This is a genomic window from Streptomyces sp. NPDC051963 (genome assembly GCF_044593495.1).
GTDB lineage: Bacteria > Actinomycetota > Actinomycetes > Streptomycetales > Streptomycetaceae > Streptomyces.
In genome coordinates, this window is the sequence record NZ_JBIUCC010000004.1 from 66,867 (window position 1) to 92,854 (window position 25,988).

Annotated in this window: 22 protein-coding genes; 9 read left to right on the top strand and 13 right to left on the bottom strand. The window is 71.7% G+C overall.

Going from position 1 to position 25,988, the window contains the following annotated elements; genetic code table 11:
- Positions 1–12: 12 nt before the first annotated feature.
- The 5 genes from ACIHFB_RS17060 to narI all read left to right on the top strand — a co-directional run bounded on the left by ACIHFB_RS17060 (position 13) and on the right by narI (position 7,401).
- Complete coding sequence (locus ACIHFB_RS17060) at positions 13–828, top strand: SAM-dependent methyltransferase (protein ID WP_400127207.1); 816 nt, start codon at positions 13–15, stop codon at positions 826–828.
- A 78-nt stretch (positions 829–906) separates the two neighbouring features.
- On the top strand, positions 907–4,590 hold the full coding sequence (locus ACIHFB_RS17065) for a nitrate reductase subunit alpha (RefSeq protein ID WP_400127208.1): 3,684 nt from the start codon (positions 907–909) through the stop codon (positions 4,588–4,590).
- A complete protein-coding gene (narH, locus tag ACIHFB_RS17070) occupies positions 4,590–6,188 on the top strand; it encodes a nitrate reductase subunit beta (RefSeq protein WP_400127209.1) in 1,599 nt (532 codons plus the stop codon). The genes ACIHFB_RS17065 and narH overlap by 1 nt, the downstream gene beginning before the upstream one ends.
- The gene (narJ, locus tag ACIHFB_RS17075; protein WP_365273642.1) at positions 6,188–6,682 is read left to right on the top strand and encodes a nitrate reductase molybdenum cofactor assembly chaperone; all 495 of its coding nucleotides are present in this window, start codon (positions 6,188–6,190) and stop codon (positions 6,680–6,682) included. Before narH ends, narJ begins: the two co-directional genes overlap by 1 nt.
- The gene (gene narI / locus ACIHFB_RS17080; RefSeq protein WP_400127210.1) at positions 6,679–7,401 is read left to right on the top strand and encodes a respiratory nitrate reductase subunit gamma; all 723 of its coding nucleotides are present in this window, start codon (positions 6,679–6,681) and stop codon (positions 7,399–7,401) included. The genes narJ and narI overlap by 4 nt, the downstream gene beginning before the upstream one ends.
- An 18-nt stretch (positions 7,402–7,419) precedes the next feature.
- Here the strand turns inward: narI and dnaK are convergent, their stop codons facing one another.
- The 8 genes from dnaK to ACIHFB_RS17120 all read right to left on the bottom strand — a co-directional run bounded on the left by dnaK (position 7,420) and on the right by ACIHFB_RS17120 (position 17,669).
- Positions 7,420–9,288 carry a molecular chaperone DnaK gene (dnaK, locus tag ACIHFB_RS17085; protein ID WP_400127211.1) on the bottom strand — a complete coding sequence of 623 codons (1,869 nt, stop codon included), beginning with the start codon at positions 9,286–9,288 and terminating at the stop codon, positions 7,420–7,422.
- 109 nt (positions 9,289–9,397) lie between these two features.
- Positions 9,398–10,147 carry a glycerophosphodiester phosphodiesterase family protein gene (locus tag ACIHFB_RS17090; RefSeq protein ID WP_365273651.1) on the bottom strand — a complete coding sequence of 250 codons (750 nt, stop codon included), beginning with the start codon at positions 10,145–10,147 and terminating at the stop codon, positions 9,398–9,400.
- A gap of 6 nt (positions 10,148–10,153) precedes the next feature.
- Positions 10,154–11,530 carry a hypothetical protein gene (locus ACIHFB_RS17095; RefSeq protein ID WP_400127212.1) on the bottom strand — a complete coding sequence of 459 codons (1,377 nt, stop codon included), beginning with the start codon at positions 11,528–11,530 and terminating at the stop codon, positions 10,154–10,156.
- Between the two features lie 123 nt (positions 11,531–11,653).
- Complete coding sequence (locus ACIHFB_RS17100; RefSeq protein WP_365273657.1) at positions 11,654–12,082, bottom strand: OsmC family protein; 429 nt, start codon at positions 12,080–12,082, stop codon at positions 11,654–11,656.
- A gap of 65 nt (positions 12,083–12,147) precedes the next feature.
- Positions 12,148–13,950, bottom strand: coding sequence for a hypothetical protein (locus tag ACIHFB_RS17105; RefSeq protein ID WP_400127213.1), 1,803 nt, complete (start codon positions 13,948–13,950; stop codon positions 12,148–12,150).
- Positions 13,947–15,008, bottom strand: coding sequence for an ATP-binding protein (locus ACIHFB_RS17110; protein ID WP_400127214.1), 1,062 nt, complete (start codon positions 15,006–15,008; stop codon positions 13,947–13,949). Before ACIHFB_RS17110 ends, ACIHFB_RS17105 begins: the two co-directional genes overlap by 4 nt.
- A gap of 81 nt (positions 15,009–15,089) precedes the next feature.
- Positions 15,090–17,177 (bottom strand): phage holin family protein, encoded by a 2,088-nt coding sequence (locus ACIHFB_RS17115; protein WP_400127215.1) that lies wholly within the window; start codon positions 17,175–17,177, stop codon positions 15,090–15,092.
- A gap of 90 nt (positions 17,178–17,267) precedes the next feature.
- On the bottom strand, positions 17,268–17,669 hold the full coding sequence (locus ACIHFB_RS17120; RefSeq protein ID WP_365273669.1) for a hypothetical protein: 402 nt from the start codon (positions 17,667–17,669) through the stop codon (positions 17,268–17,270).
- A gap of 85 nt (positions 17,670–17,754) precedes the next feature.
- Here ACIHFB_RS17120 and ACIHFB_RS17125 point away from each other — a divergent pair, with 85 nt between their 5' ends.
- Together ACIHFB_RS17125 and ACIHFB_RS17130 are read left to right on the top strand one after the other, a co-directional pair.
- The gene (locus ACIHFB_RS17125) at positions 17,755–18,528 is read left to right on the top strand and encodes an MBL fold metallo-hydrolase (RefSeq protein ID WP_365273672.1); all 774 of its coding nucleotides are present in this window, start codon (positions 17,755–17,757) and stop codon (positions 18,526–18,528) included.
- Entirely contained in the window at positions 18,525–19,148 is a 624-nt protein-coding gene (locus ACIHFB_RS17130; RefSeq protein WP_365273674.1) for a VTT domain-containing protein, read from the top strand. The genes ACIHFB_RS17125 and ACIHFB_RS17130 overlap by 4 nt, the downstream gene beginning before the upstream one ends.
- On the opposite strand, the gene ACIHFB_RS17135 is transcribed toward ACIHFB_RS17130, so the two are convergent.
- From ACIHFB_RS17135 to ACIHFB_RS17150, 4 genes are all read right to left on the bottom strand, one after another.
- A complete protein-coding gene (locus ACIHFB_RS17135; RefSeq protein ID WP_400127216.1) occupies positions 19,145–20,224 on the bottom strand; it encodes an MBL fold metallo-hydrolase in 1,080 nt (359 codons plus the stop codon). The genes ACIHFB_RS17130 and ACIHFB_RS17135 overlap by 4 nt on opposite strands.
- On the bottom strand, positions 20,221–21,468 hold the full coding sequence (locus ACIHFB_RS17140) for an aminotransferase class I/II-fold pyridoxal phosphate-dependent enzyme (protein ID WP_365273680.1): 1,248 nt from the start codon (positions 21,466–21,468) through the stop codon (positions 20,221–20,223). Before ACIHFB_RS17140 ends, ACIHFB_RS17135 begins: the two co-directional genes overlap by 4 nt.
- A gap of 137 nt (positions 21,469–21,605) precedes the next feature.
- A complete protein-coding gene (locus ACIHFB_RS17145) occupies positions 21,606–22,397 on the bottom strand; it encodes a hypothetical protein (RefSeq protein WP_365273683.1) in 792 nt (263 codons plus the stop codon).
- A 199-nt stretch (positions 22,398–22,596) separates the two neighbouring features.
- Positions 22,597–23,313, bottom strand: coding sequence for a GAF and ANTAR domain-containing protein (locus tag ACIHFB_RS17150; protein WP_365273686.1), 717 nt, complete (start codon positions 23,311–23,313; stop codon positions 22,597–22,599).
- Positions 23,314–23,441: 128 nt separating this feature from the next.
- Between ACIHFB_RS17150 and ACIHFB_RS17155 the strand changes: the two genes are divergently transcribed.
- Positions 23,442–24,563 (top strand): GAF domain-containing protein, encoded by a 1,122-nt coding sequence (locus tag ACIHFB_RS17155; protein ID WP_400127217.1) that lies wholly within the window; start codon positions 23,442–23,444, stop codon positions 24,561–24,563.
- Here ACIHFB_RS17155 and ACIHFB_RS17160 read toward each other — a convergent pair whose 3' ends face one another.
- A complete protein-coding gene (locus tag ACIHFB_RS17160) occupies positions 24,564–25,358 on the bottom strand; it encodes an RNA polymerase sigma factor SigF (protein ID WP_365273689.1) in 795 nt (264 codons plus the stop codon).
- Positions 25,359–25,604: 246 nt separating this feature from the next.
- On the opposite strand from ACIHFB_RS17160, the gene ACIHFB_RS17165 reads away from it, so the two are divergent.
- Positions 25,605–25,979, top strand: a complete 375-nt coding sequence (locus ACIHFB_RS17165; protein ID WP_400127218.1) for a DUF2795 domain-containing protein — start codon at positions 25,605–25,607, stop codon at positions 25,977–25,979.
- Positions 25,980–25,988 lie beyond the last annotated feature (9 nt).

Below are 25,988 nucleotides of genomic sequence, written 5' to 3' on the forward strand. Positions count from 1 at the left end.
GAGAGTAACCGCATGACCGGATCCGACGCCGAGTTCGCCCCCGTCGACACCAGCCGGCCGCATCCGGCCCGCGTCTACGACTGGTGGCTGGGCGGCAAGGACAACTACCCGGTGGACGAGGAACTGGCCCGCAGGATCGCCGCCACGGACGAGGCGGCGGTGCGCTCGGCGCGCGCCAACCGCCGCTTCATGCACCGGGCCGTCCGGACCGTCGCCGAGGCCGGGATACGCCAGTTCCTGGATGTCGGCACGGGCATCCCCACCGAACCCAACCTCCATCAGGTGGCCCAGGAGGTCGCCCCGGAGTCGAGGGTCGTGTACGCGGACAACGACCCGATCGTCCTCCGGCACGCCGAGGCGCTGCTGCGCGGCACGCCCGCGGGCGCCACGAACTACGTGCACGCCGACTTCCGCGACCCGGACACCATCCTGCGGCAGGCCGCGGAGTCCCTGGACTTGTCGCAGCCCGTCGCGCTGTCCCTGGTCGCGCTCACCCACTACCTGGACGACGCGCCGGACGGCGACGATGTCTACGGCCTGCTCAAGCGGTACGTCGCCGAGCTCGCCCCGGGCAGCTACCTGATCCTCTCCCAGGTCACCCCCGACCTGAGCCCGGAGGTGATCGCGAAGGTCGCCGACCACTTCCGCGCCGGCGGCACCCCGTTCTACCCACGCTCGCTCGCCGAGTTCTCCCGCTTCTTCGACGGCCTGGAGCTGCTGGGTCCCGGCGTGATCCCGGCCTCCGGGTGGCGGCCGGGCCCGGAGGACGTGGCCGTCCAGGCGGAGGGCATCGTGCCGCTGTACGCGGGAGTCGCCCGCAGGCCCTGACCCGTACGGGCGCCGTGAACAGGTGCGCTCCCCCGCTCGCCCCTAGGTTCGAAGCCACGGGCAAGCAAGGGAGCGTATGTGACGGACACCCAGGTACCGCCCACCGAACCTGGCGCGGCGCTGCTGCGCGCGGGGCGGTTCTTCCGGCCCGGCACCGCCTCCCCCGACCTGCACAGCATCGCTCTGACCGGCGGCCGGGAGGCGGACGCCTTCTACCGGGACCGCTGGAGCCACGACAAGGTCGTGAACTCCACCCACGGCGTGAACTGCACCGGCTCGTGCCGCTGGAAGGTGTACGTCAAGGACGGCATCATCACCTGGGAGACGCAAGCGACGGACTACCCGTCGGTGGGCCCCGACCGCCCCGAGTACGAACCCCGAGGCTGCCCACGCGGCGCCGCCTTCTCCTGGTACACGTACTCCCCCACGCGCGTGCGCTACCCGTACATCCGCGGCGTCCTGCTGAAGATGTACCGCGAGGCGCTCGCCCGTCTCGGTGACCCGGTCCTGGCCTGGGCGGACATCCAGGGCGACCCCGAGCGCCGGCGCCGCTACCAGCAGGCCCGCGGCAAGGGCGGCCTGGTCCGCGCCACCTGGGACGAGGCGGTCGAGATCGTCGCCGCCGCGCATGTCCACACCATCAAGACGTACGGCCCGGACCGCATCGCCGGCTTCTCCCCGATCCCCGCGATGTCGATGGTGTCGCACGCGGCGGGCGCCCGCTTCCATTCGCTGATCGGCGCCCCGATGCTGTCGTTCTACGACTGGTACGCGGACCTTCCGGTGGCCTCGCCGCAGGTCTTCGGCGACCAGACGGACGTACCGGAGTCGGGCGACTGGTGGGACGCCGCGTATCTGATGATGTGGGGCTCGAACGTCCCCGTGACCCGCACACCGGACGCGCACTGGATGGCGGAGGCCCGCTATCGCGGCCAGAAGGTCGTGGTCGTGGCCCCCGACTACGCGGACAACGCGAAGTTCGCGGACGAGTGGCTGCACCCGCACCCGGGCACGGACGGCGCCCTCGCCCTGGGGATGGGCCATGTGATCCTCAAGGAGTTCTTCGTCGACCGGGAGACTCCGTTCTTCGCGGACTACGTACGGAAGTTCACCGATCTGCCCTTCCTGGTGACCCTGTCCGAGCGGGACGGAGCGTACGTCCCCGGGAAGTTCCTGCGCGCCTCGGACCTGGGCCAGGAGAGCGAGGGCGCGGAGTGGAAGACGGTCGTGCTGGACGCGGCGAGCGGTCGGGCGGTCGCCCCGAACGGCTCGCTCGGCTTCCGCTGGACCGACTCAGGCAAGGGTCGCTGGAATCTCGAACTGGGGCCGATCGAACCGCAGTTGAGCCTGTACGGCCATGCGGCCGCCGGCGGTGTGGCGGTGCTGCTCCCGCGCTTCGACACCGAGGGCGGCGAACACGGACAGGGGCGGGGGGACGTCGTGTGCCGAGGCGTTCCGGCGACCCGGCTGGGCGGCGTGGACGGGCCCCTGGTCACCACGGTCTTCGACCTCCTGCTCGCCCAGTACGGCGTCTTCCGGCACGGCCTGCCCGGCCGCTGGCCCGCCTCCTACGAGGACGCCGGCTCACCCGGCACGCCCGCCTGGCAGGAGGTGCACACCTCGGTCCCGGCGGCCAAGTGCGTGAAGATCGCCAGGGAGTTCGCGCGGACCGCCGAGCGGTCGAAGGGCCGCTGCATGATCCTGATGGGCGCGGGGACGAACCACTGGTTCCACTCCGAGACGATCTATCGCGCCTTTCTCGCCCTGCTCCAGCTCACCGGCTGCCAGGGGCGCAACGGCGGCGGCTGGGCGCACTATGTGGGCCAGGAGAAGTGCCGCCCGGTGACCGGCTGGGCGACGCTCGCCGCCGCCTCCGACTGGTCGCGGCCGCCGCGCCAGATGATCGGCACGGCGTACTGGTTCCTCAACAGCGACCAGTGGCGCTACGACCGGTTCACCGCCGACGTGCTCGCGTCACCGCTCGGTGAGGGCCGGTTCGCGGGGATGACGGGCGCCGACTGCCTTGCCCTGTCGGCGCGTTCGGGGTGGATGCCGTCGTATCCGACCTTCGACCGCAATCCGCTGGAGCTGAGCGGGGCGTTCGGCGACCCGGTGTCGCGGGTGGTGGCCGAACTCCGCGCCGGGACCCTGAAGTTCGCGTGCGAGGACCCGGACGCGCCGGAGAACTGGCCGCGCGTACTGACGCTGTGGCGGGCCAATCTGCTGGGTTCGTCGGCGAAGGGCGCCGAGTACTTCACCAGGCATCTGCTGGGCACGCAGTCCTCGCTCAGGGCGCAGGAGGCCGAGCCGGACGAGCGTCCACGGGACGTGACCTGGCGGGACGAGGCGCCGGAGGGCAAGCTCGACCTGCTGCTGTCGCTGGACTTCCGGCAGACGTCGTCGACACTGCTGTCGGACGTCGTACTGCCCGCCGCGACCTGGTACGAGAAACACGACCTGTCCAGCACGGACATGCACCCCTACGTCCACTCCTTCACCCCGGCCGTGGACCCGCCCTGGCAGGCGCGCACCGACTTCGACACCTTCAAGGCGCTCGCCGAGAAGCTGAGCCGACTGGCCGTCGACCACCTCGGGGTGCGCAAGGACCTGGTCGCGTCGGCGCTCCAGCACGACACACCCGGCGAGATCGCCCAGCCGGGCGGGGTGGTCCGGGACTGGAAGCGCGGCGAGTGCGATCCCGTGCCCGGCAGGACCATGCCGAACCTGACCGTCGTGGAGCGTGACTACACGGCGATCGGCAAGAAGTTCACCGCCCTCGGTCCACTCGTGGAGCAACTCGGCCTGCCCGCCAAGGGAATCGCCCTGCAACCCGACCAGGAGGTCGAAGACCTTCGGCAGTTGAACGGCACCGCGTACGACGGCCGTCCGTCCCTCGACACGGCGGTGAAGGCCGCGAACACGATCCTCGCCCTGTCCGGCACCACCAACGGGCGCCTCGCCACCCAGGGTTTCCGCACCCTTGAGGCGCGCACCGGGCAGCGGATGGCCCACCTGGCCGCCGAGCACGAGGGCAAGCGCGTCACCTACGCGGACACACAGGCCGCGCCGGTGCCGGTGATCACCTCACCGGAGTGGTCGGGCAGCGAGTCCGGCGGGCGCCGCTACACGGCGTTCACGCTCAACACCGAGCATCTCAAGCCCTGGCACACCCTCACCGGGCGCCAGCACTTCTTCCTCGACCACGACTGGATCCATGAGCTGGGCGAGGCGCTCCCGGTGTACCGGCCACCCCTGGACATGAACCGGCTCTTCGGCGAACCCCGCCTCGGCCCGGACGGCCAACGGGAAGTGACGGTCCGTTACCTCACCCCGCACAACAAGTGGTCCATCCACTCCGAGTACCAGGACAACCTGTTCATGCTGGCGCTCTCCCGGGGCGGCCAGAACATCTGGATGGCCCCGCAGGACGCGGACGCGATCGGCGTCAAGGACGACGACTGGATCGAGGCGGTCAACCGCAACGGAGTGGTCGTCGCCCGCGCCGTCGTCTCGCACCGCATCCCGCACGGCACCGTCTACATGCATCACGCGCAGGAGCGCACGGTGGGCGTGCCGAAGACGGAGACGACGGGCCGGCGCGGCGGCATCCACAACTCCCTCACCCGTCTGATCCTCAAGCCGTCCCACCTGGTCGGCGGCTACGCCCAGCTCTCCTGGGCCTTCAACTACCTGGGCCCCACGGGCAACCAGCGCGACGAGGTGACGGTGATCCGGCGCCGCAGCCAGGAGGTCGAGTACTGATGCGTCCGATGGCCCAGATCGCCATGGTGATGAACCTCGACAAGTGCATCGGCTGCCACACCTGCTCGGTGACCTGCAAACAGGCGTGGACCAACCGCCAGGGCATGGAGTACGTCTGGTTCAACAACGTCGAGACCCGGCCCGGGCAGGGCTATCCGCGCCGCTACGAGGACCAGGAGAAGTGGCAGGGCGGCTGGCAACTGAACCGGCGCGGGGCGCTGAAGCTGACGGCGGGGGGCCGCTTCAAGAAGCTCGCGGGCATCTTCTCCAACCCCAGGCTCCCGGAGATCAAGGACTACTACGAGCCCTGGACCTACGACTACAAGAACCTCACCGACGCCCCGCTCGGCGACGACTACCCGGTGGCCCAGCCCGTCTCGCAGCTCGACGGCAAACCGATGAAGATCGAGTGGTCGTCGAACTGGGACGACAACCTCGCCGGCGCCCCGGCCCACGGCGACCTCGACCCGATGGTCGAGCGGACCCGCAGACAGGCCGCCGACAAGGTGAGGTTCGAGTTCGAGCAGACCTTCATGTTCTATCTGCCGCGCATCTGCGAGCACTGCCTCAACCCGTCCTGTGTGGCCTCCTGTCCCTCCGGCGCGATGTACAAGCGGGCGGAGGACGGCATCGTCCTGGTCGACCAGGACCGCTGCCGGGGCTGGCGGATGTGCGTGACGGGATGCCCGTACAAGAAGGTCTACTTCAACCATCGCACCGGCAAGGCCGAGAAGTGCACGATGTGCTATCCGCGGCTCGAGGTCGGTCTGCCGACGGTCTGCTCGGAGACGTGCGTGGGGCGGCTGCGCTATCTCGGGGTGGTGCTGTACGACGCGGACAAGGTGACGGCCGCGGCCTCGGTGCGGGACGAGCAGGAGCTGTACGAGGCCCAGTTGGGCGTCTTCCTCGACCCCGAGGATCCGGGGGTGCGGCGCGCCTGCGACGAGGCGGGGATCCCGTACGACTGGATGGAGGCGGCCCGCCGCTCCCCCGTGCACGCGCTCATCAGCAAGTACCGGGTGGCGCTTCCGCTGCATCCGGAGTACCGCACCATGCCGATGGTCTGGTACATCCCGCCGCTCTCTCCGGTGGTCGACGCGCTGACGGAGACCGGGCACGACGGCGAGAACGCACAGAACCTCTTCGGGGCGATCGACACCCTGCGCATTCCGCTGGAGTACCTGGCGGAGCTCTTCACGGCGGGCGATGTCGCCCCGGTCCGGGCGTCGCTCGAGAAGCTCGCCGCGATGCGTGCCCATATGCGGGCGATCAACCTCGGCGAGATGCCCGATCCGGTCGTCCCCGCCGCCGTCGGCATGCGACCCGACGAGATCGAGGAGATGTACCGGCTGCTGGCCATCGCCAAGTACGAGGACCGGTATGTGATCCCGACCGCCGCCGTCGGGGACGCCCGGCGGCTGGAGGAGTCCGCGCTCCCGGACGGGTGCAGCCTCGACGTCGACGGCGGGCCGGGCATGGGCGGCGACGGGCCGTTCGGCCAGGACTCAGGGGGGCGTACCCATCTGCCGCTGGTGTCGGTGGAGAACTTCCACGCGCTGCGCCATCGGCAGACCTCGGACAAGGAGGGAGAGGTCTGATGCCCGGATTCGAGATGCTCTATCAGGCGGCGGCGCTCTGTCTCACCTACCCCGACGACGAGTTCCGCGCCCGGCTGCCGCTGCTGCGCGAAGCCGCCCCGCAGCTACGGGAGTTCACCGACCACGCCGCGCTGACCGATCCGCAGGTCCTGGCCGCGCACTATGTCCAGGTCTTCGACTTCAAGAACCGCCACAGCCTGTATCTGAGCTGGTGGAGCGACGGGGACACCCGGCGCAGGGGCATGTCCCTGGTCCGCTTCAAGGACATCTACCGTGCCCACGGCCTGGAGTTCACCGGCGAGGAGCTGCCGGACTTCCTGCCCGCGGTCCTGGAGTTCGCGTCCCGCACCGGCAACACCGACCTGCTCACCGAGCACCGCGGAGCCCTGGAACAACTCCGTTCCCGGCTCACCGAGTTCGGCACCCCGTACGCGTGCGTCCTGGACGCCGTGTGCGCGACCCTGCCGCCCGCCCGCACCGGAGCACGCTCATGACCGTCTTCCTCTGGGGCGTCCTGCCGTACGTCGCCGTCGTCCTCCTCGTCGCCGGCCTCGTCTGGCGCCACCGCTACGACAAGTTCGGCTGGACCACGCGCTCCTCGCAGATCTACGAGTCGAAGCTGCTGAACATCGCCTCCCCGGCCTTCCACTACGGCATCCTGTTCGTCCTCGCCGGCCATGTCGTCGGCCTGTTCATCCCGATGTCGTGGACCGACGCGATCGGCGTCGGCGAGCACACCTACCACCTGTTCTCCCTGTACGGCGGGACCGCGGCCGGCCTCCTCACGGTCGCCGGGATCGTGCTCCTGATCCACCGCCGCCGCACCCATGCGCCGGTCTTCCGCGCGACGACGGTCAACGACAAGGTCATGTACGTCGTCCTGCTGGCCGCGATCGCGCTGGGCATGGTCGCCAAGCTCACCCACGCCTCCGGCGACGGCTACAACTACCGTGAGTCCATCGCCCCTTGGGCCCGCAGCCTGTTCACCCTCCAGCCGGACACCGAACGGATGGCGGGCGTGCCCGTGCTGTACCAGATCCACGCGGTGATCGGCATGGCCCTGATCGCGTTCGTGCCGTACAGCCGCCTGGTGCATATGTTCAGCGCGCCCGTGCAGTACCTGTTCCGGCCGTACATCGTCTACCGCAGCCGTGATCTGAACCAGCTGGGACCACGCCCGGAGCGACGGGGCTGGGAGCGGGCGGGGTCCTGACGGGGCGGGTTCCGAGGCCTAGGCCGCCCCGCCCTTCTGGTCCTTGTCGTCGTCGACGATCTCCGCGTCCACCACGCCTTCCTCGTCCTGCGGTCCGGTGGGCTGCTCGGTGCCCTCCGGCGGTGTCTGCTGGGCCTGGGCCTGGGCGTACATGGCCTGGCCCATCTTCTGGCTGACGGTGGCGAGTTTCTCGACGCCGGTGCGCAGTTCGCCGGTCTCGGCGTTGCGCTCCAGGAGTTCCTTGAGTTCGGTGATCGCGGACTCGACCTCCGACCTGGTCTCGGAGGGGACCTTGTCCTCGTTCTCCCGGATGAACTTCTCGGTCTGGTAGACGAGTTGCTCGGCCTGGTTGCGGGTCTCGGCGGCCTCCCGGCGCCCCCGGTCCTCCTCCGCGTACTGCTCGGCCTCCCGCATCATCCGGTCGATGTCGTCCTTGGGGAGGGCCGAGCCGCCGGTGACGGTCATCTTCTGTTCGCGGCCGGTGGCGAGGTCCTTGGCGGAGACGTGCATGATGCCGTTGGCGTCGATGTCGAACGCGACCTCGATCTGCGGGACCCCGCGCGGGGCGGGCGGCAGTCCGGTGAGGTCGAAGACGCCGAGCTTCTTGTTGTAGGCGGCGATCTCGCGTTCGCCCTGGTAGACCTGGATGCCGACCGAGGGCTGGTTGTCGGTGGCGGTGGTGAAGATCTCCGAACGCCGGGTCGGGATCGTGGTGTTGCGCTCGATGAGCTTGGTCATGATGCCGCCCTTGGTCTCGATGCCCAGGGACAGCGGGGTGACGTCGAGCAGCAGGACGTCCTTGACGTCGCCGCGGATGACACCTGCCTGGAGGACGGCGCCGACCGCCACGACCTCGTCCGGGTTGACGCCCTTGTGCGGGTCCTTGCCGGTGAGCTCCTTGACCAGCTCGGTCACCGCGGGCATCCGGGTGGAGCCGCCGACGAGGATCACATGGTCGACCGCGGAGAGCTTGATGCCGGCGTCCTTGACCGCCTGGTGGAAGGGGGTCTTGCAGCGGTCGAGGAGGTCGGCGGTCAGCTCCTGGAACTGGGCGCGGGTGAGCTTCTCGTCGAGGTGGAGGGGGCCCTCGGCGGAGGCGGTGATGTAGGGCAGGTTGATCGTGGTCTCGGAGGACGACGACAGCTCGATCTTGGCCTTCTCGGCGCCCTCGCGCAGCCGCTGCACGGCCATCTTGTCGTTGCCGAGGTCGATGCCGTTCTGCCCCTTGAACTTCTTGATCAGGTACTCGACGATCCGCTGGTCCCAGTCGTCACCGCCGAGGTGCGTGTCGCCGTTGGTGGCCTTGACCTCGATGACGCCGTCGCCGATCTCCAGCAGCGACACGTCGAAGGTGCCGCCGCCGAGGTCGAAGACGAGCACGGTCTGCTCCTCGCCCCGGTCGAGGCCGTAGGCGAGGGCGGCGGCCGTCGGCTCGTTGATGATCCGCAGCACCTTCAGGCCCGCGATCTCCCCGGCTTCCTTGGTGGCCTGCCGCTGGGCGTCGTCGAAGTACGCCGGTACGGTGATCACCGCGTCGGTGACGTCCTCGCCGAGGTAGGACTCGGCGTCCCGCTTCAGTTTCTGAAGGACGCGTGCGGACAGCTCCTGCGCCCGGTAGCGGGTGCCGTCGATGTCGCCCTGGTCAGGGAAGCGCCAGTCCCCGTCGCCCATGTGCCGCTTCACCGAGCGGGCGGTGCGCTCCACGTTCGTCACGGCCTGCCGTTTGGCCACCTCACCGACGAGCACCTCGCCGTTCTTCGCGAAGGCCACCACCGACGGTGTGGTCCGCGCGCCCTCCGCATTGGCGACGACAGTGGGTTCGCCGCCCTCCAGGACGGCCACCACCGAGTTCGTGGTCCCGAGATCGATTCCGACCGCACGTGCCATCGCTGTCCCCTTCCGCCAGGGCCGCTCCCGCACTCCAGCACAAAACTTGAGTGCGCTCTTGTCAATGGGACGGGTACCCAGCGGGTGGGGGCGGCAGCCTCGGCGCCGGCTAGCTGAGCGTGCGCTCAGGCTCCCGCGGCTCCCCGCGGAGCGCAACCGCGCGCCGGGGTCGGTCGGTGATCAGCACGTCGACGCGGGGGTCGCCGAGGAAGGTCTGAAGGAGGTCGTCGTCGTTGACCGTCCACACCATGGTGAAGAGGCCGTTGCGGGCGGCCTCGCGCAGTACGTTGGCGCGGGCGAGCCGCTGGTGCACGGCCACCCCCCTCGCGCCGCAGGCGCGCACCCGGCGCATCGGGAACAGCTCGCCCAGCCGGGTCATCGGCAGCCGGGCCCACCCGAGCTCCTTGCGGTTGCGGCCCAGGGACAGGGCCGTGCGCACGCCGGGGAACGCCTGTGAGATGGCGGCGACGGAACGGTCCTCCAGCGTCGTGGCCACGAATCCGTCCTCGCCGAGCAGGGCGACCGCCCGGTCGATCACCTCACGCTCCTCGCCCACCTCCTTCAGGTCGAGGTGCCCGATCAGCTTCCCGGCGATCAGGGCCATGACGTCGTCCACGACCGGCACGGCGTATCCGGCGCGCTCGCTCAGCTCGGCGTGGGTGATCCGGGAGAGCAGCGGGCCGGTGTGGTCGACCCGGGGGTCGTGGTAGACGACGAAGACGCCGTCCGCCGTACGCCGGATGTCGAACTCGACGTACTCGGCACCCGAGGCGATCGCGTCCTCATAGGCCTCCCAGGTGGCGGCGGCGGCCAGCTCGGACCCTCCCTTGTGTGCCGATACGGCGGGTCGTCGCGACATGGACAGTCAACTCCCGGATGAGGAACGCGGTGCGGGCACCGTAACCGATCCGTCGTCGGACGGGTCGAGCAGCGAGCCGGAGCGTCCGCTGACCCGCCTGAGCAGGATGTATCCGATCACGGCCAGGACGACGAAGGGAATCCAGGCCAGCGCGTACGCCAGTCCGTACTCCCGTAGGTCGAGGATGGAGTGGTGGTCGTCCACGTTCGTCGCGTTCACGCCGAAGAAGGCCAGCAGCAGGGTGGGCGGCAGGGCGATCAGCGTGGCCACTGCGACCAGGGCGGAGACGGTGCGGTCTCGGTGTTCGTCACGCTCCGCGAGCGCGGCGTCCAGGGCGGCGGAACGGGCGTTGATCACGGAGGTGAGGCGCTCGACCATGCGCGCGGAGTTGTCGAGGCTGTCGCGGATGCCGAGGGTGTCCCGCAGCGAGGACTGGAAGCCCTCCATCAGCATCTCCGGGATCAGCAGGCTGTCGACGTAGGCCTCCACGCCGAAGGCCAGGTCCAGTTGCAGTTCGTTCACGCCCGTCGACAGCCGGGAGATGAGCGTGCGCACCTCGGACGGCGAGTCCGTGAGCGCCTGTTCGTTGCGCCGCATCATGTCGAAGGCGGCGAGCCGGGTGCGCTGGAGGACGGCCAGGGCGGAGATCATGCCGACGGCGACCAGGGTCAGGCCGTTCTCCACGTGCGGGGCCCAGCCCGCCTGCACGGAGACGCCGCGGCCGTGCGCGGACAGCGTCACGCCGTGGTTCCTGAGGTTGGGCGGGACGCTGACGTCGAGGGGGGCTCCGGGGTGCCGGGGCAGCTTGGCGCGGTAGATGATCTCGTTGAGCAGCAGGTCCCGCCCGGGCTCGGCGTCCAGCAGCTCCCGGAGCAACCGGCCGCCGGGGAAGACGAGTTGGTGCACGTTCTGTCCGAAGTCCAGCGGCTCGGGCAGGTCGAGCCGTTCGCTCAGCACCTCCAGCAGGGGCCGTGAACGGAGCGTGAGCCGTGCGCGGTCGAAGCAGGTGGCGGCGAGCCAGGCGGCGACCGCCCCGGCGTCCGTCTCGCCCTGGAAGCCGCAGTCCACGACGAGTGTCGCGTCGCCGCGCGGGGTGGCGACGACCAGGATCCCCACGGACGCGAGGGACAGGCCGTGGTCCCCGTGCGGCAGCCCCAGGTCGCCGGGCGCCACGGTGTCGGCCAGCACGGGTACGGGCAGCACCGCCTCGCTGGTCGTCAGATGCGGGGTGAAACGGCCGAAGTCGAGGCGGTCGACGAGACCGCCCAGATCGGCGCTGTCCGGCCGCACCCGTCCGGCGAGGCTGAATAACAGGATGATGCGGGTCAGTTCCCGAGTGGCGGAGTCAAGCGCCGTTCCATTGCTGGACGTTCCCGGCAACATCGAAGTCCTTCCGACATCTCAGCGTCATCTACATACCCCGGTCCGGGGCCGTGAACCGAGCGTCGCGCAGGCCCGCCCCCGGCTCGGGGCGGGCCTGCGCGACGTCGGGACGAGGCGGACGCCTCAGGCGAGCTTCGCCGACAGCGTGATGGTCGTGCCGGTGAGTGCCTGGCTGACGGGGCAGCCGACCTTGGCCTCCTCCGCGGTGGCGACGAACGTGTCGTTGTCGATGCCCGGGACCGTGCCCTCGACGGTGAGGTGGATGCCGGTGATGCCCTCACCCGGCTGGAAGTTGACGTCGGCCGAGGTGACGAGCTTGGTGGGCGGGGTACCGGCCTTGGCGAGCATGTTGGAGAAGGCCATGGAGAAGCAGCTGGAGTGGGCGGCGGCGATCAGCTCCTCGGGGCTGGTCTTGCCGTTCGCGTCCTGGGCGCGCGATGCCCACGTGACCGGCTGCTCGTCGATGGCACCGGAGGAGTCGAAGGTGACGACCCCATTGCCCTCGAGCAGGTTGCCTTCCCAGACGGTGTGTGCGGAGCGCGTGGTTGCCACTGTTCTTCCTTTCACGTGTGGTCCCTGTGCGGGGTTCCCTGGCCCCCATCCGATCACATTCCGGCTTACTGCACGCGGAACACCGGTCCTCGCGCGGTGAACGGCAGTCGGGCGCCTTCGGGAATCAGATACGCGTGCTCGCGCCGCACCCGGAGCGTGTCGCACCAGCCGTCCGTGATCACCAGGACGGGAGCGCCCGGCGGGAAGTCGTCCGCCCGGTGCAGCAGGTCGATGCCCGGCTGGAGGACCGTACCGCCGCGGCCGTGCACCCGCACCCGTCCGGCGATCTCGGTGACCGGTACGAAACCGGCGTCGTGCGGCGCCGCGTCGCAGAAGACGACGCGCGCGGCCGGTACGTCACGGGCCTCGGCGTACGAGGCGATCGCGCCCAGCGCCTTGCCGAGCAGGGTGCGGTCCATGGAGCCGGAGGTGTCGAGGACGACGCCGAAGGTGCAGCGGGCGATCTCCTCGGGCGGGAAGTACCGGCCCGCGCGCGGGATGTCGGGGGTGGAGGACTGGCGGCGCGAGGGACGGGCGTACGACCGCACCGGCTCCGGACGGGGTACGAACTCGTCGAACCAGCGGGCCAGTTGCGCGTCCCACGGCAGCGGTGGATGGCTCAGCGCGCGGATCTCCTCGATCAGCCCGCCGGGCAGGTGTCCGCGCTCCTGTCCCTGGTGCAGATCGAGGCCCTGGCACAGGCCACGGCGGTAGAACTCGTCGAGGTCGACGTAGTCGCGCGGGCTGCCGAGCGGTCCGCCGAGGATGTCGCCGACGCCCTTGCCGCGCAGGGTCGACAGCCGGCGTATCCGGCGCAGGTCGACGGCGATGCGGTCGTAGACCTCTTCGGCGGCCAGGCCCTTGAGGTCGGGGTCGTGGAGCAGTCCGTCGGGCATGAGGCCGACCTGCATCTCGTTCAGCCAGCCGTTGACGACGTAGTCGCAGGCGACGTTGAACAGATAGGGGTCGCGGGGGCCGCAGCGGTCGCCGTGGCGCAGGGCGGCGTGCAGCATCTCGTGGGCGAGGACGAAGCGCCATTCCTCGTCGTCGAGTTCGCGCAGGGGATTGACGTATATCTCGGCCGCCTGCGCGTCGACGGCGGCGACGGAGATGCCGTGGGCGCGGGCGAGTTCGGCGTCGGCCACCAGGGTGATGCCGGCCGCGATCCCACCGAGCAGCGGGTAGGAGGAGACGAACCAGCTCAGGGCCCGCTCCCAGGGCTGGAGCCGGGTGGGTCCGCCGCGCATCGAGTTGCGGCGGCCGCCGGCCACGTCCATGGCGGTGGCCACGGTGCGGGTGAGGGCGTGCGCGAACTCCAGCTGCCAGTTCTTCGGCGCGCCGCCCATCCAGGTGTCCCAGGGCACCAGGAGCTGGTCCGGGTCGCCGCCGGCCGTACCGCAGTGCTCGTACGGGGCCGGGATGCCGTCGCGGCGCCAGCGGGCGGCGAGCTGCTCCTCGTCGCCGTCGGGGTAGGAGGGCGGCAGGTCGTCGGGGGTGCGGCCGACGGGGAAACCGAGCAGGAAGCGGTTGACGACGGTGCAGCGGGCGGCGAGGTCGTACCGGTCGGGCTGGGTGCGCCGGCCCTCCTTCGCCGGGACGTGGCCGAAGCCGAGGTGGATGATGCCGTGGGCGACCGCCCAGGCCCACTCGACGGGCTCTGCGCGCCGGGTGGGGTGGACGTGCAGCACGCCGTCGGAGTCGACGCGGACGAGGCCCGAGGCCGGTGACTCGGGGCAGTCCTCCTGGCGGCAGGTACTGAATCCGACGGCCGCCAGGGCCCGGTTGGCCCGCACCAGTCGCATGCCCTCCGCGAACGCCTCGGCCGCCAGGTCCTTCTTGGGCCGCTGGGCACCGCGGGTGCGGCTCACTGCCGCGCCTCCACCAGCCGGGGCATGTCGCGGGCCGACTCGACCAGGAACCAGGCGGGCAGCAGCGGGTTGCCGTCGGTGTCGGGGGCGATGACGCTCTGCGCGACCTCCACCGAGATCTCCGCGAGCTGCACGAGCAGCGACTTGGCGCGGTACGCCATCTGCTGCCCGTTCGCCGAGAGGTGCTCCTTGCTGGCCGGCAGCTCCTTGACGAGGCGGCCGCGGAAGGACTCGGCGAGGTAGTAGAGCAGGTCGCGGTCCTCCATGCGGTGCGGCCAGCGGGCGTCGCCCTTGATGATCGCCTCGATGCCGTACTGACTGCGGACGATCTTGACGTAGCCGCAGAACGCGGTGGCGTGGGCGGGCGTCAGCGTGCCGTGCGCGATCACCTTCAGCGTCTCCTCGTCGAGGCCGTGGCCGAAGGAGTGCAGGGCGTCGGAGAGCATGTGCCAGGAGCGGGGCGTGGAGAAGGGCTCCTCGGTCTTGGGCGGCTTGGACCACAGATGGTCGGGGCGGTCGGTGAGGTGGTCCAGGATCCAGGGGTGGATGCCGTTGCCCGCGGCCCAGGCGAGCCAGTCCTTGGCGGAGGCCTCCAGATGGACGTGGGCGAGACGGTTGACCAGCGCGGAGGCGATGGGCCGGGCGAGGGCGTTGTCCGTGGACCGGTTTCCGGCACCGATGACGATCGAGCCGTCCGGCAGGTCGTAGTTGCCGATACGGCGGTCCAGGATCAGCGAGTAGAACGCTTTCTGCACATCCGGGGTGGCCGCGTTCAGCTCGTCCAGGAACAGACAGTACGGCTCGTCGCGGGCGATCGCCTCCGGCGGGCAGAACACGGACCGCCCGTCCCGGATCTGCGGCACGCCGATGAGGTCCTCGGGGGCGAGCTGCGTGCCCAGCAGGCTCACGCACTCGAGCCCCAGGGATTCGGCGAACTCCCTCACCAGGGAGGACTTTCCGATGCCGGGGGCGCCCCAGAGGAAGACCGGACGGACGGTCGCGAGACCGAGCAGCAGCTCGGGTATACGGGCGGGGGTGACGGTGACGGCAGCCTGCAAAGCAGCTGGCTCCTCAAGTCTGTTCGAGCAGGTTCGACTGAGAACAGTGTGTGCGTACGACCGTTTTGACGCACCCGGTTTTCAGGCGGCCCGCTCCTCCGGCTCCGTCGTCAGCGGCACCTGCGGCCCGTTCGACTCGCGCAGCCAGCGGCGCAGGACGCGGTGGACGTGCTCGGCGCCGACGAGTTCAGTTGCGTCGTCGACCGGGGCGGACAGGGCGACGGGCGACAGCAGGAAGGGCTTCGCCTGGGCGCCGCCGAGGCCGCCGTGCGAGCCGATCTGCTCCTCGAAGGCGAGGACTTCGCCGTCGGCCGGGTCGTACCAGGAGTTGACCATGATGTCGGCGGTGTGCGGGAAGGAGTGCGTGCGCCGGACGGCGTCGGCGGCGCCGGGGCCGAAGTCCTTGAGGGGACCCGGGTCCTCGTCGAGTCGGTCCAGCGGGATCTCCGTGCCGTACGGGCCGAGGACGACACCGTCGTGCTGTTCGCTGCGGACGAGCAGGAAGCCGATGCCGGGGTGGTTGGCGAGCGTGGTCAGCAGGGCGGGGTGGCGGGCGTCGATCTCCTCCTTGCTCATCCGGTGCGGCGTGTCCGGGAAGGAGACCAGCGCGAGGTTCCCCGAGGCCAGCACCAGTGGCTCGGAGTGGCGGCGCGAGGGGCGGTACTGCTCGCCGCGCTCCTCGACCGGCCGGCGCAGCGCGGCCCGTACGGCCGCGCGGGCCTCGGCGCCGCTGTGCGTGCGCTGCGCCTTGCGCGGCACGGGCAGCCCGCAGCCGGCCCGCACCAGATCGCCGAGGGAGAGGCCGTAGCGGGCCCGGAAGGTCTCGCCCGGGCTCTGCCCGTGGTCCGAGAGCACGACGATCCGGTACTGCCGCGGGGCGTGCTCGGCGACCTTCTCGATCAGCGCGAGCGCCCGGTCGAGGCGTTCGAGGACCTTCCCGGCATCGCGGCTCATCGGTCCGGAGTGGTGCGCCACTTCGTCGTACGCCACCAGGTCCGCGTAGACGGCGGTGCGCCCGGCGAGCATGTCGCCCATCACGGCGGCGACCACGACGTCCCGTTCGACGACGGTCGCGAAGGCGCGGACGAAGGGGTAGAGGCCGCCGCGGCCGACCCGCGGACGGACCTTGCAGAAGCGGGCCCGGCTGGACTGGCCGATCTCGCGGCCGACCTCGGCGACGAAGGACAGGGCGGTGCGCACGGCGTTCGCCGGGTCGGAGAAGTACGCGAAGTAGCCCGCCCGGGAACGGTTCTCCCGGTGGCGCCTCCTGATGGCGATGGACAGCACGAGGGCCTGTTCGTCGGCGCCGCCGCTGAACAGGTTGCCGCGGCTGGCGCCGTCGACGGAGAGCAGTCCGGCGTCGCCGGTGCGCTCGACGGCACGGCGCTGGAGTTCGGCGGCGCTGGTCGGGCGGTTGCTGACCATCACCTCCCGGCGGTCCTTCTCGTACCAGCGGAACGCGGGTACGTCGTGGTTGCTGCCGTGCAGGATGCCGAGCTGGCTGGCGCCGGTCTGGCTGGACCAGTCGGTGCGCCAGGCGGTGAGCCGGTGGGTGGGCCGGGCTCTGTCCCCCGTGGCGAGCCAGCGGGCGACGGTCGGCATGAGGCCCTTGCCGACCGCGTCGAGCAGCACGTCGTGGCCGACTCCGTCGAGTTGCAGGAAGACGGTGCCGGGGACGGCGGGGCAGGGCGGCCCGGAGCCGCGGCGGCGTTCGGCGAGGCGGTACAGCCGACGGCGGTAGGCGTCGTCGTCGCGGACGGCCAGGGCGCCGCCGGTGGCGGAGGCGACGGCGGACATCACCGCGGCGACCACGACCGCGGTCTCCCAAGCGACGGCGCCGCCCTCGGTCGGGTCGAGGCGCAGCGCCAGCAGCAGCAGCGCGCCGTTCAGGAAGAACACCAGCAGCCCGAGGACGAGCGCGGGCACCAGCAGCAGGAGCCGGACCAGGAGCGGCCACACCACCGCCGACAGCACACCGAACGCTCCCGCCCCGAACGCGGCGGTCACCGCGATGTCGGTGGCGCTGTCACCGTCCGCGGACCGCAGCTGGAAGTCGGGCAGGATGCCGGCGAGCACGAGCATGGTGACCGTGGAGACCGCCCACACGGCGACACTCCGCCCCACCTGACTGACGACCCGCCGCCAACGCCCACCACGCACGACCCGCACACCTCACGTCCTGGTCCGTCATCGATGCGGGCCGCTTCCAGCGTGGCACACCGCGAGAAGTCGTCGGTTGCGGGCGGGCGCCGGGGGCGCTCAGCGGCCGTCGTACCCCGCCGTCGGCATCGACAGCCGCCGGTGGACACGGGCCTTCATCTGCGAGTCGTACGCGGGCTCCGCGACCCCCACCGTCTCCACCCGCACCCCGCGCCGGGCGCACTCGGCGGTGAACTCGTCGACGGAGGACAGGGCGCTCTCCAGGACCCGGCGGCTGGGGGCCACGAACAGGTCGACGCCGGGCCGGACGCCGTCCCAGAGCACGCAGTGGTCGGGGCGCAGCCCGCGGACCAGCAGCTCCCGGCTCACGGTGTAGCCCCGCTCCGCGGCCCAGCTGGCGCACATGGCGTGCTGGCTGCGGGAGTCCACCAGGAAGGGGTCCTCGTCCAGCTCTTCCAGTGGCGTCAGACTCGCGATCGTCGTGACACGTACCGGTCCCATGGCGTCCCCCTCACCTCCGGGTTTCAGGCGCCGACACTACTCCTGGTCGTAGGCTTCGGGGGAGTCGCGCGAAGGAGGCAAAGAGGTGCCGGTGGAGATCACCTGGTGGGGTCACGCCACCTGCACGGTCGCGGACTCGGACGTACGCGTGCTCACCGATCCCCTGTTCGCGCGCCGGCTCGCGCATCTGCGCCGCCGGCGAGGCGCAGTGCCACCGCCCCGGGCCCGGCAAGCGGACGTGGCGCTCGTCTCCCATCTGCACGCCGACCACCTGCACGTTCCCTCCCTCGCCACCCTCGCGCCCGGCACCCGCCTGCTCGTGCCCCGGGGCGCACCCCGGGCGGTGCCGGGGCTGCGCAGGCTCGGCCATCTCCGGATCCGTGAGGTGGAGCCCGGCGACGAGACGGTGGTCGGGGGCCTGCTCATACGGGCCGTGCCCGCGCGGCACGACGGACGACGGCTGCCGGTCGGAGCGCACCGCTCCCCCGCGCTCGGCTATGTCGTCGAGGGCGAGGCGCGCACGTACTTCGCCGGGGACACGGGGCTGTTCGACTCGATGGCCGAGGAGGTCGGGCCGGTCGACGTGGCGCTGCTGCCGGTCGGCGGCTGGGGGCCGTATCTCGGCGAGGGCCATCTGGACGCGAGCCGGGCCGCTCAGGCGCTGGCCAGGCTGGCACCGCGCAGCGCGGTGCCGGTGCACTACGGCACGTACTGGCCGATCGGGATGGACGCCGTACGCCCGCACGAATTCCATGCGCCGGGCGCGGAGTTCGTGCGACTGGCCTCCGGGGTCGCGCCCGAGGTGGCGGTGCATCTGCTCGGACACGGGGAGAGCGTGCGCCTGGAGGTGGCGCGGTGACGTGGCTCGCGGTTGTCGCGACGACCACGCAACAGGAGTCGACGCAGCAGGCGATCGGCTATCCGTCGCTGTTTCTGCTGGTGCTGATCGGGGCGCTGGTGCCGGTGGTGCCCACGGGGGCGCTGGTGAGTTCGGCGGCCGTGGTGGCGTTCCATCAGACGGCGCCGTTCGCGCTGGCGCTGGTCTTTGTCACGGCGTCGCTTGCCGCGTTTCTCGGGGACATCGCCCTGTACTGGCTGGGGCGGCGCGGGATGGGGTCGAAGAACGGGTCGCGATGGCTGGAGGCCATTCGCTCGCGTGCGCCGGAGGAGCGGCTGGCGCGGGCGCAGGAGAAGCTGGTCGATCACGGGGTTGCCGTACTGGTGTTGTCCCGGCTGGTGCCGGCCGGACGGATTCCGGTGATGCTGGCCTGTCTGATGGCGAAGTGGCCGTTGCGGAGGTTCGCCCGGGGCAACTTTCCGGCGTGCATGGCCTGGGCCGTGACCTATCAGTTGATCGGGATCCTCGGCGGAGCGCTGTTCAGGGAACCTTGGCAAGGGGTGGTCGCGGCGGTCGCGCTGACCCTTGCGATCAGCGCGGCGCCGAGTGTGTGGAGGCGGGTTCGGGCCGCGCGCCCCTAGGCCCGCTGGAGCAGCCGTGAGCCTCCGACGGGCAGGTCCCACAGGTCCTCGCGTGCCAGGCCCGCCTTCTCCCACGCCGCCCGCACCCGCGTCAGCGGTTCCAGCACCGGCTCCGCCGACAGCACGAACGTCCCCCAGTGCATCGGAGCCATCCGTCTGGCCCCCAGATCCTGGGCTGCCCGTACCGCCTCCTCCGGGTCGCAGTGGACGTCGCTGAGCCACCAGCGGGGGTCGTAGGCGCCGATGGGGAGGAGGGCGAGGTCGATGCCGGGGTAGCGGCGGCCGATTCGGGAGAACCAGTGGCCGTAGCCCGTGTCGCCGGCGAAGTGGACACGCTGTCCGTCGGGGGCGGTCAGCACCCAGCCGCCCCAGAGGCTGCGGCAGGTGTCGACGAGGCTGCGCTTGGACCAGTGGTGGGCGGGCACGAAGTCGAGGCGCACGCCGTGCAGTTCCGCCGCCTCCCACCAGTCCAGCTCGGTGACGCAGGTGAAGCGACGGCGGTGGAACCAGCGGGCGAGGCCGGCGGGCACGAACATCGGGGTGTCGCGCGGGAGGCGGCTCAGGGTGGGGGCGTCCAGGTGGTCGTAGTGGTTGTGGCTGATGACGACCGCGTCCACGTGCGGAAGGTCGTCCCAGTCGATGCCGACGGGGGTGATACGGGCCGGGGTGCCGAGGATGCGGCGGGACCAGACCGGGTCGGTGAGGACGGTGAGTCCGCCGATCCGGACGACCCAACTGGCGTGCCCCGCCCAGGAGACGGCGACCGTGCGCGCGTCGACGCGGGGCAGCGGGGCGGGCTCGAAGGGCAGCCGCGGGATGTCGGCGAGGCCCTCCTTGCCCGGTCGCACGGCGCCTTCGCGGGCGAAGCGGGCGGCGGCCTTGAGGCCGGGCAGCGGGGCGGTCAGCCGGTCGTGGAACGTCCGGGGCCACACCCGGCGTTCGCCGAGCGGGCGGGGTTCGGCGAGGGGCGGGAACGGGGGCGCGAAGGGTGACGGGGCCGGAGGTGCGTCGGCTTCCCGGGTGGGCGAACTCGTCGTGGGCGAACTCGTGGTGGGCGACTCGGACTGCTGTGTCATCGAGGAGGCTCCCATCGCTGAGCGTCGTCGCGGAGATCGTCGAAGACCGACTTCAGGTGGATCAACGCACGGTGCACGTGTGGCAGTTCCAACGGCGAGGGTGAGCTGAGGCATTCCGCGCGCTCGGTGTCCGCTGCGCCGAGCAGCGGCCCGGTGGACAGCCGTACGCGCAGCGCCCCCAGGTCGTCACCGAAACGGTGGCCGCCGGGCGCGGGCATGCCGAGCCGGGCGGCGAGGAAGTCCTCCAGTTCCTGGGCGTCGCCGACCCCGTGCTCGGTGAGCGCGGCGCGCAACGGGCCGAGGTCGACGTAGAGATGGCGGCCGGACTGCGGCGGGCGGGCGAGGGTGCCCGCCGAGACGACGGCGGCGTGCACCGCGGCGGCCACGCGCGCGTGCAGGCGTACGGCGGCGGACTGCCGTACGGTCACCGGCTCGGGCTCCGTCAGCGCGTACGCGGCCGCGGCGGCGACCGGTCCGGCGACGCGGGCGCCGAGCGCGGTGAGCACGTCGAGCACGCGCGCGTGGAGGCCGTCGGCCGTCTCGCCGGCCGGGAAGCGGGCGACGGCGGCGGGCCAGCCGGGCGGCAGCAGCGCGCCGGCCAGGTCGGTGAAGACGGTGACCCGGTCGGGCAGCATCTCGGCGGGGCTGAGCAGCACGGTGTCGTGCGGGGCGTGCAGGGTGTCGCGCCAGGTCTCGTCGCTGACCAGGTGCAGCCCCTCGCTCTCGGCGGCTTCGAGGGCCGCGTGCAGTACTTCGGGCGGTGCGACGGTGGCCGTGGGGTCGTCGGCGACGGACAGCACCAGCAGCCGCGGATCACCGCCCTCGGCACGGACCCGGCGCACGGTCTCCAACAGGGCGTACGGATCCGGGACACCGCCGCACTCGGCGGGTGTCGCCACATGGAAGACGGGTCTGCCCAACAGCCGTGCGTACGGCGCCCACCAGGCCGCGCAGGGCCGGGGCACCAGGACGTCGCCGCCGATGGCGTAGGTCAGCGCCAGCAGCAGCGCGGGCGCGCCCGGCGCGGCGACGGTCCGTTCGGGCCCGACGGCAAGGCCCCGCCGCTCCCAGTAGCCGCACGCGGCGTCCAGGAGCGCGGGGCCGCCGCCGATCGGTTCGCTCACGGCACGGGTGGCGGCTTCGGCGACCACGTCGGAGAGTTCGGGCAGCACGGGCAGCCCGTCGTCCGGGATCGGCGGCCCGTAGCGGACAGGGCCGTGGCCTTCCGGGTCCGTCCGCGGCATGGTCCCTCCGGTCCGGTTCGGTGTCGCTGGGTCGCCCGTCGTCCGGTGCGGGTCCCTGGGCTGTCCGTACCCAGGGTCCCGGTGAGCCATGGGGTATCGCTCGGGTCGTGCCGGTCACACGAGGGAGGCGATGGCGGTCAGCAGTCCTCGCCGGGCGCCGACGCCTTGCGTCGCAGCCGGTACACGGCACCGCCGAACGCGCCCGCGATCAGCACACCGCCGGCCACCAGGGCGGGCACGGAGTCGTTGAAGGCCCCTCCCTCGCCGGCATGGACTCCGTGCTCGATCACCGCACCGCCGCAGGAGGTGTCGTGCGGCTCGGGACAGGGCTTGTCGGTGGCGCAGGAGGTGGCGGTCGGTTCGGGGCAGGGCTTGCTCGTGCGGCAGGAGGTGACGGTCGGCTCGGGACAGGGTTTGCTCGTGGCGCAGGAGGTGACCGTCGGCTCGGGGCACGGCTTGCTGGTGGCGCAGGTCAGGTCGAGCGGGTCGGCGCACGGGCCGCTGCTGCCGCTGCGGGGCACGGTGAACGTGGCACTCCACGCCTTGCCCTGCCCGCCGGGAGCGGCCGGACAGTTCCCGTCGACGGTCCACGCGGTGTCGGGGCCGACACCGCCGTCGCCGTCCAGATCCTCGGCCGGAGCGATACGGGCGGTGCCGGAGTAGGCGGGCCCCGACACGCCGTCCTCGTTGCCGGCGACCCGGCGCAGCGGGACGGTGCCCTCCTCGAAGGCCTCTGACGCGGCGTCGAGGGCGGCGGGCGCGGGACCGCCCAGGGCGTCGCAGGAGACCGACACGGTGATGCTGCGGCCCGGGGAGACCTGTCCTGGGCTGACCTCCGCGGCCGGATCCGCGAAGGCGGCCGCGGCGGCGATGACCGGGAGGACACCGGCCAGGGCGGCGACGGACAGGGCACGGACGGTGCGGCGCATGGCGTGGACTCCTTCGGCCGACGGCTGCGGGGGCGCGATGGTCGTGCCCCCGCAGCCATCACAGCCCGCACGGCAGCCCGGCGCGCGCGGCCGGGCACCATTCGCGGGACGGACTCGGCCGAGCGGGTGACGCGGGGTTTACCGCCACCGGGCAGACCGTCGCCGCGCGCCGCCTCCGCGCGCGGCCCGTGGCCCCGGCTCAGTTCAGCAGCGCCGCCAGATCCGCCTCCAGGCCTCGGCCACGCCGGTCGACGACCGCGGACGCCACGTCGCCCAGCTTGCGCTGGGTGCTCTGGGAGATACGGCGCAGGATTGCGAAGGCGGCGTCCGCGTCGCAGCCGAGTACGTGCATGACGATGCCGCACGCCTGGTCGACGACGGGGCGGGTGCGCAGCGCGGTGCCGAGTTGGTCGAGTTCCCTGAGCGCGGCGCGGTAGGAGCGGTCGCGGACCAGGCAGGTCGCGGCCAGGTCGCCGAGCGCCCGGGCCGGCCCGCGCGGGGCGTCCTCCAGGGCGCCCGGCCGGAAGCTGTACAGGCTCAGCGTGACCGTGAGCCCGGAGCGACGGAAGGGGATGGTGACACTCGACCGCACCCCCGAGTCCAGCGCCAGGGCGCGGTACTGCGGCCAGCGCTCCTCGCTCAGCAGGTCCGTCGCGTCGACGGGCTCACCGCGTTCCAGGGCAGCCGGGATGGGTCCCTCCCCTGAGCGCATCTGCACCGCGACGAGCGCGGAGAGGTCGGGGTGGGTGACGGCCGCGGGGCGTTCGGGGCTGTCCTCGCCCACCGTGCTGCTCGCTCCGCAGCAGTGGGTGGTGCAGCGGGCGGCCTGCTCGACCAGTTCCGACAGCCGCCGGCCGGGGAGCGTGGATTCGGGGGACTCCACGCCCCAGCGGCCGGAGTCCTGGGTGTCCGGCATGATGAGATCCTCCCCTCCCCCGTCAGCTTCCCGGTCAACTGGCGGGGAAACAGCGGGAGGAGACGGATCAGGCTGCGCGATGGAGCCAGCCGGACCCGGGACGCTTTACCACGCGCTAGGTTCATCGCATGGCGGAGATGGAAGAGTTCGGTGAAGAGCTCGCGGATTTCGTGCGCCGTGTCGCGGAGTTGAAGGCGGCACGGTCCGTGTCGGCCGACGACCTGCCCACCGTCCTGGACGCGGCCATCTTCGAACTCGACCATGTGGCCGACCGGTTGTGGCCGTGGTACGAGAGGCTCTCCACACACGGCAAGCCCCGCCCGGCCCCCGCCGACCGCCAGGAACAGCGGCTGCTGCGCGCGGTGTTCCAGTGTCTCCCGCTGCCGGTCGCGCTGGTGGACCGGGAGACCGTGGTGCGCCGGCTGAACCTCGCGGCGACCGCCTTCACGGGCGTGCGGTCCGGATACGCGACGGGTCGGCCGCTCACGGGGTTCCTCGCCCACGCCGGCCGGGCGGCGTTCCGCTCCCAGGCCGCGGCCGTGGCACGCGGCGAGGGCGACCGCAGCCTCACCGTCCATCTCCAGCGCCGCCCCGCCGAGCCGGTGCACGTGACGCTGACCGCCGTACGGCCGAGCGGTGAGCCGCGCACCACGGTGCTCGTCCTGTTGCAGCCCGGCGGGCTCGGTGTGCCCGCGGACCCGGCACCGGACCGCAGCGCCACGGGCAGCCATGTCCCGGATCTCACCGAGACCACCCGGCACGCGGCCCTGATGGACCTGCTGGACGCGATGACCACCGCGCTGCTCACGGCCCCGCCCGGAGAGGTCCTGGAGCGCGCGGCGCGCGTGCTGCACGGACGGTTCGCCGACTGGGTGATCGCCGACGCGGGGGGCGCCCGGCTGTCCCGTACGGCCGTGCTCGGTCCGTCGGAGAAGGAATCGGCCGCGCTGGCAGCGCTGGATCCGGCCGATTCCCCCCTCGTCGTCGAAACGGCACGTGGCGGCGCCCCGGCGCTCCAGGTGCGCCCCGAGGACCCGGACGCCCTCGGCCGTGACGCGTCCGGGGCCCCGTTGCTCGTACAGGCGAACGTCACATCCCTGCTGTGCGTGCCACTGACGGCCGCAGGCACCGTGCACGGCGTCCTCACCCTGCTGCGGTGCGGGGCCCGGCCGGCGTTCTCGATGGCCGAGGCGCAGGCGATGGACACGATGTCCAGGCACCTGGCCCTGGCCCTCGGGAAGAGCGGCTGACTAGGCCGCGTCCTCCAGCACCTGATCGCGCACCCTGGTGCAGCACCGGCTGATCAGCCGTGAGACATGCATCTGGGAGATGCCGAGGTGCTCGGCGATACGGCTCTGTGTCATGTCGCCGAAGAACCGCATGTAGAGGATGGCGCGTTCACGCTCCGGCAGCGCGGCCAGCCGATGCCGTACGGCCTCACGGTCCACGACCGTGTCGAGTGCGGGGTCGGGCGAGCCGAGGGCGTCGCCCAGGGAGTAGCCGTCCTCGCTGCCGGGCAGTTCGGCGTCCAGGGAGAGGGCCGTGAAGCTCTCCAGGGCCTCCAGGCCGACCAGGACGTCTTCCTCGCTCATGTTCGCGTGCGCGGCGATCGCGGCCACGGTGGGCCGCTGGCCGGCCGCGGTCTGCGACAGGTCCTGGCAGGCGAACCGGACACGGTTGCGCAGATCCTGGACCCGGCGCGGCACGTGCAGCGTCCACATGTGGTCGCGGAAGTGCCGCTTGATCTCCCCGGTGATGGTCGGTACGGCGTAGCTCTCGAAGGCGTTGCCACGTGCGGGGTCGTACCGGTCGACGGCCTTGACCAGGCCGAGTGCCGCGACCTGACGCAGGTCGTCGAGGCTCTCACCGCGACTGCGGAAGCGCCCGGCGAGCCGGTCGGCCATGGGCAGCCAGGACTCGACGATCCGCTCGCGGATCGTGTCGTGCTGCGGGCCCGGCGGAAGCGTGGCGAGCTTGCGGAAATCTCCCGCGGTGTCAGGGGCGTCGTCGTGCGGGTGGTGCTTCGCGCTCACTTGAGTGGGCATGATGCGCCGCAACTCCCTTGGTCGGTGCTCTGGTTGGACGGTCACCGTGGGAGTGCGGCCGCACGTCGGACAGACGCGGCCGTGGCGGCGAAAGCGTCGCTCCCACGGACGTGCCTCCTGTCCGAAGCACTGGTACTTCGCCTGCCCTGCTCCCTCTCCCACAAACACGCCTCCCGATATGAGCCGCGTGTCGCGCGCCGGTCTTCGGGTACGCGGAGCCTTCACCCCGAAGATCTGGAGGGAGTCATGCAGCGAGGCAGTGACCGGCTGAGCGTCCATCGCGACGACGAGATGAAGCACGAACTACAGGGTCTGCTCAGGTCGGGCCATCCGACACGGACCGAGGAATGGCACGACCCCGAGCCGACGGCCGAGGACGACCCGGAGATCGCGGGCGGTCCGGTGGCACCCGGCCGCACCCGGGCCTCCCTGGCCGCGGTCCGACTGGAGCTGGCCAGGTTCCTCGCCCGCGGCGCCTTCCCGGCGGGCCCGCGCGAACTGGCACGCGAGCTGCGGCGCCGGTACGCGCCGGACGCCCTCGTCGAGGCACTGGAGCGGCAGCCGCGCTCGGCGCGCTACGCCAACGTCCAGGAACTCTCCGAAGCCCTGACCCGCGGCTGAGCGACCGGC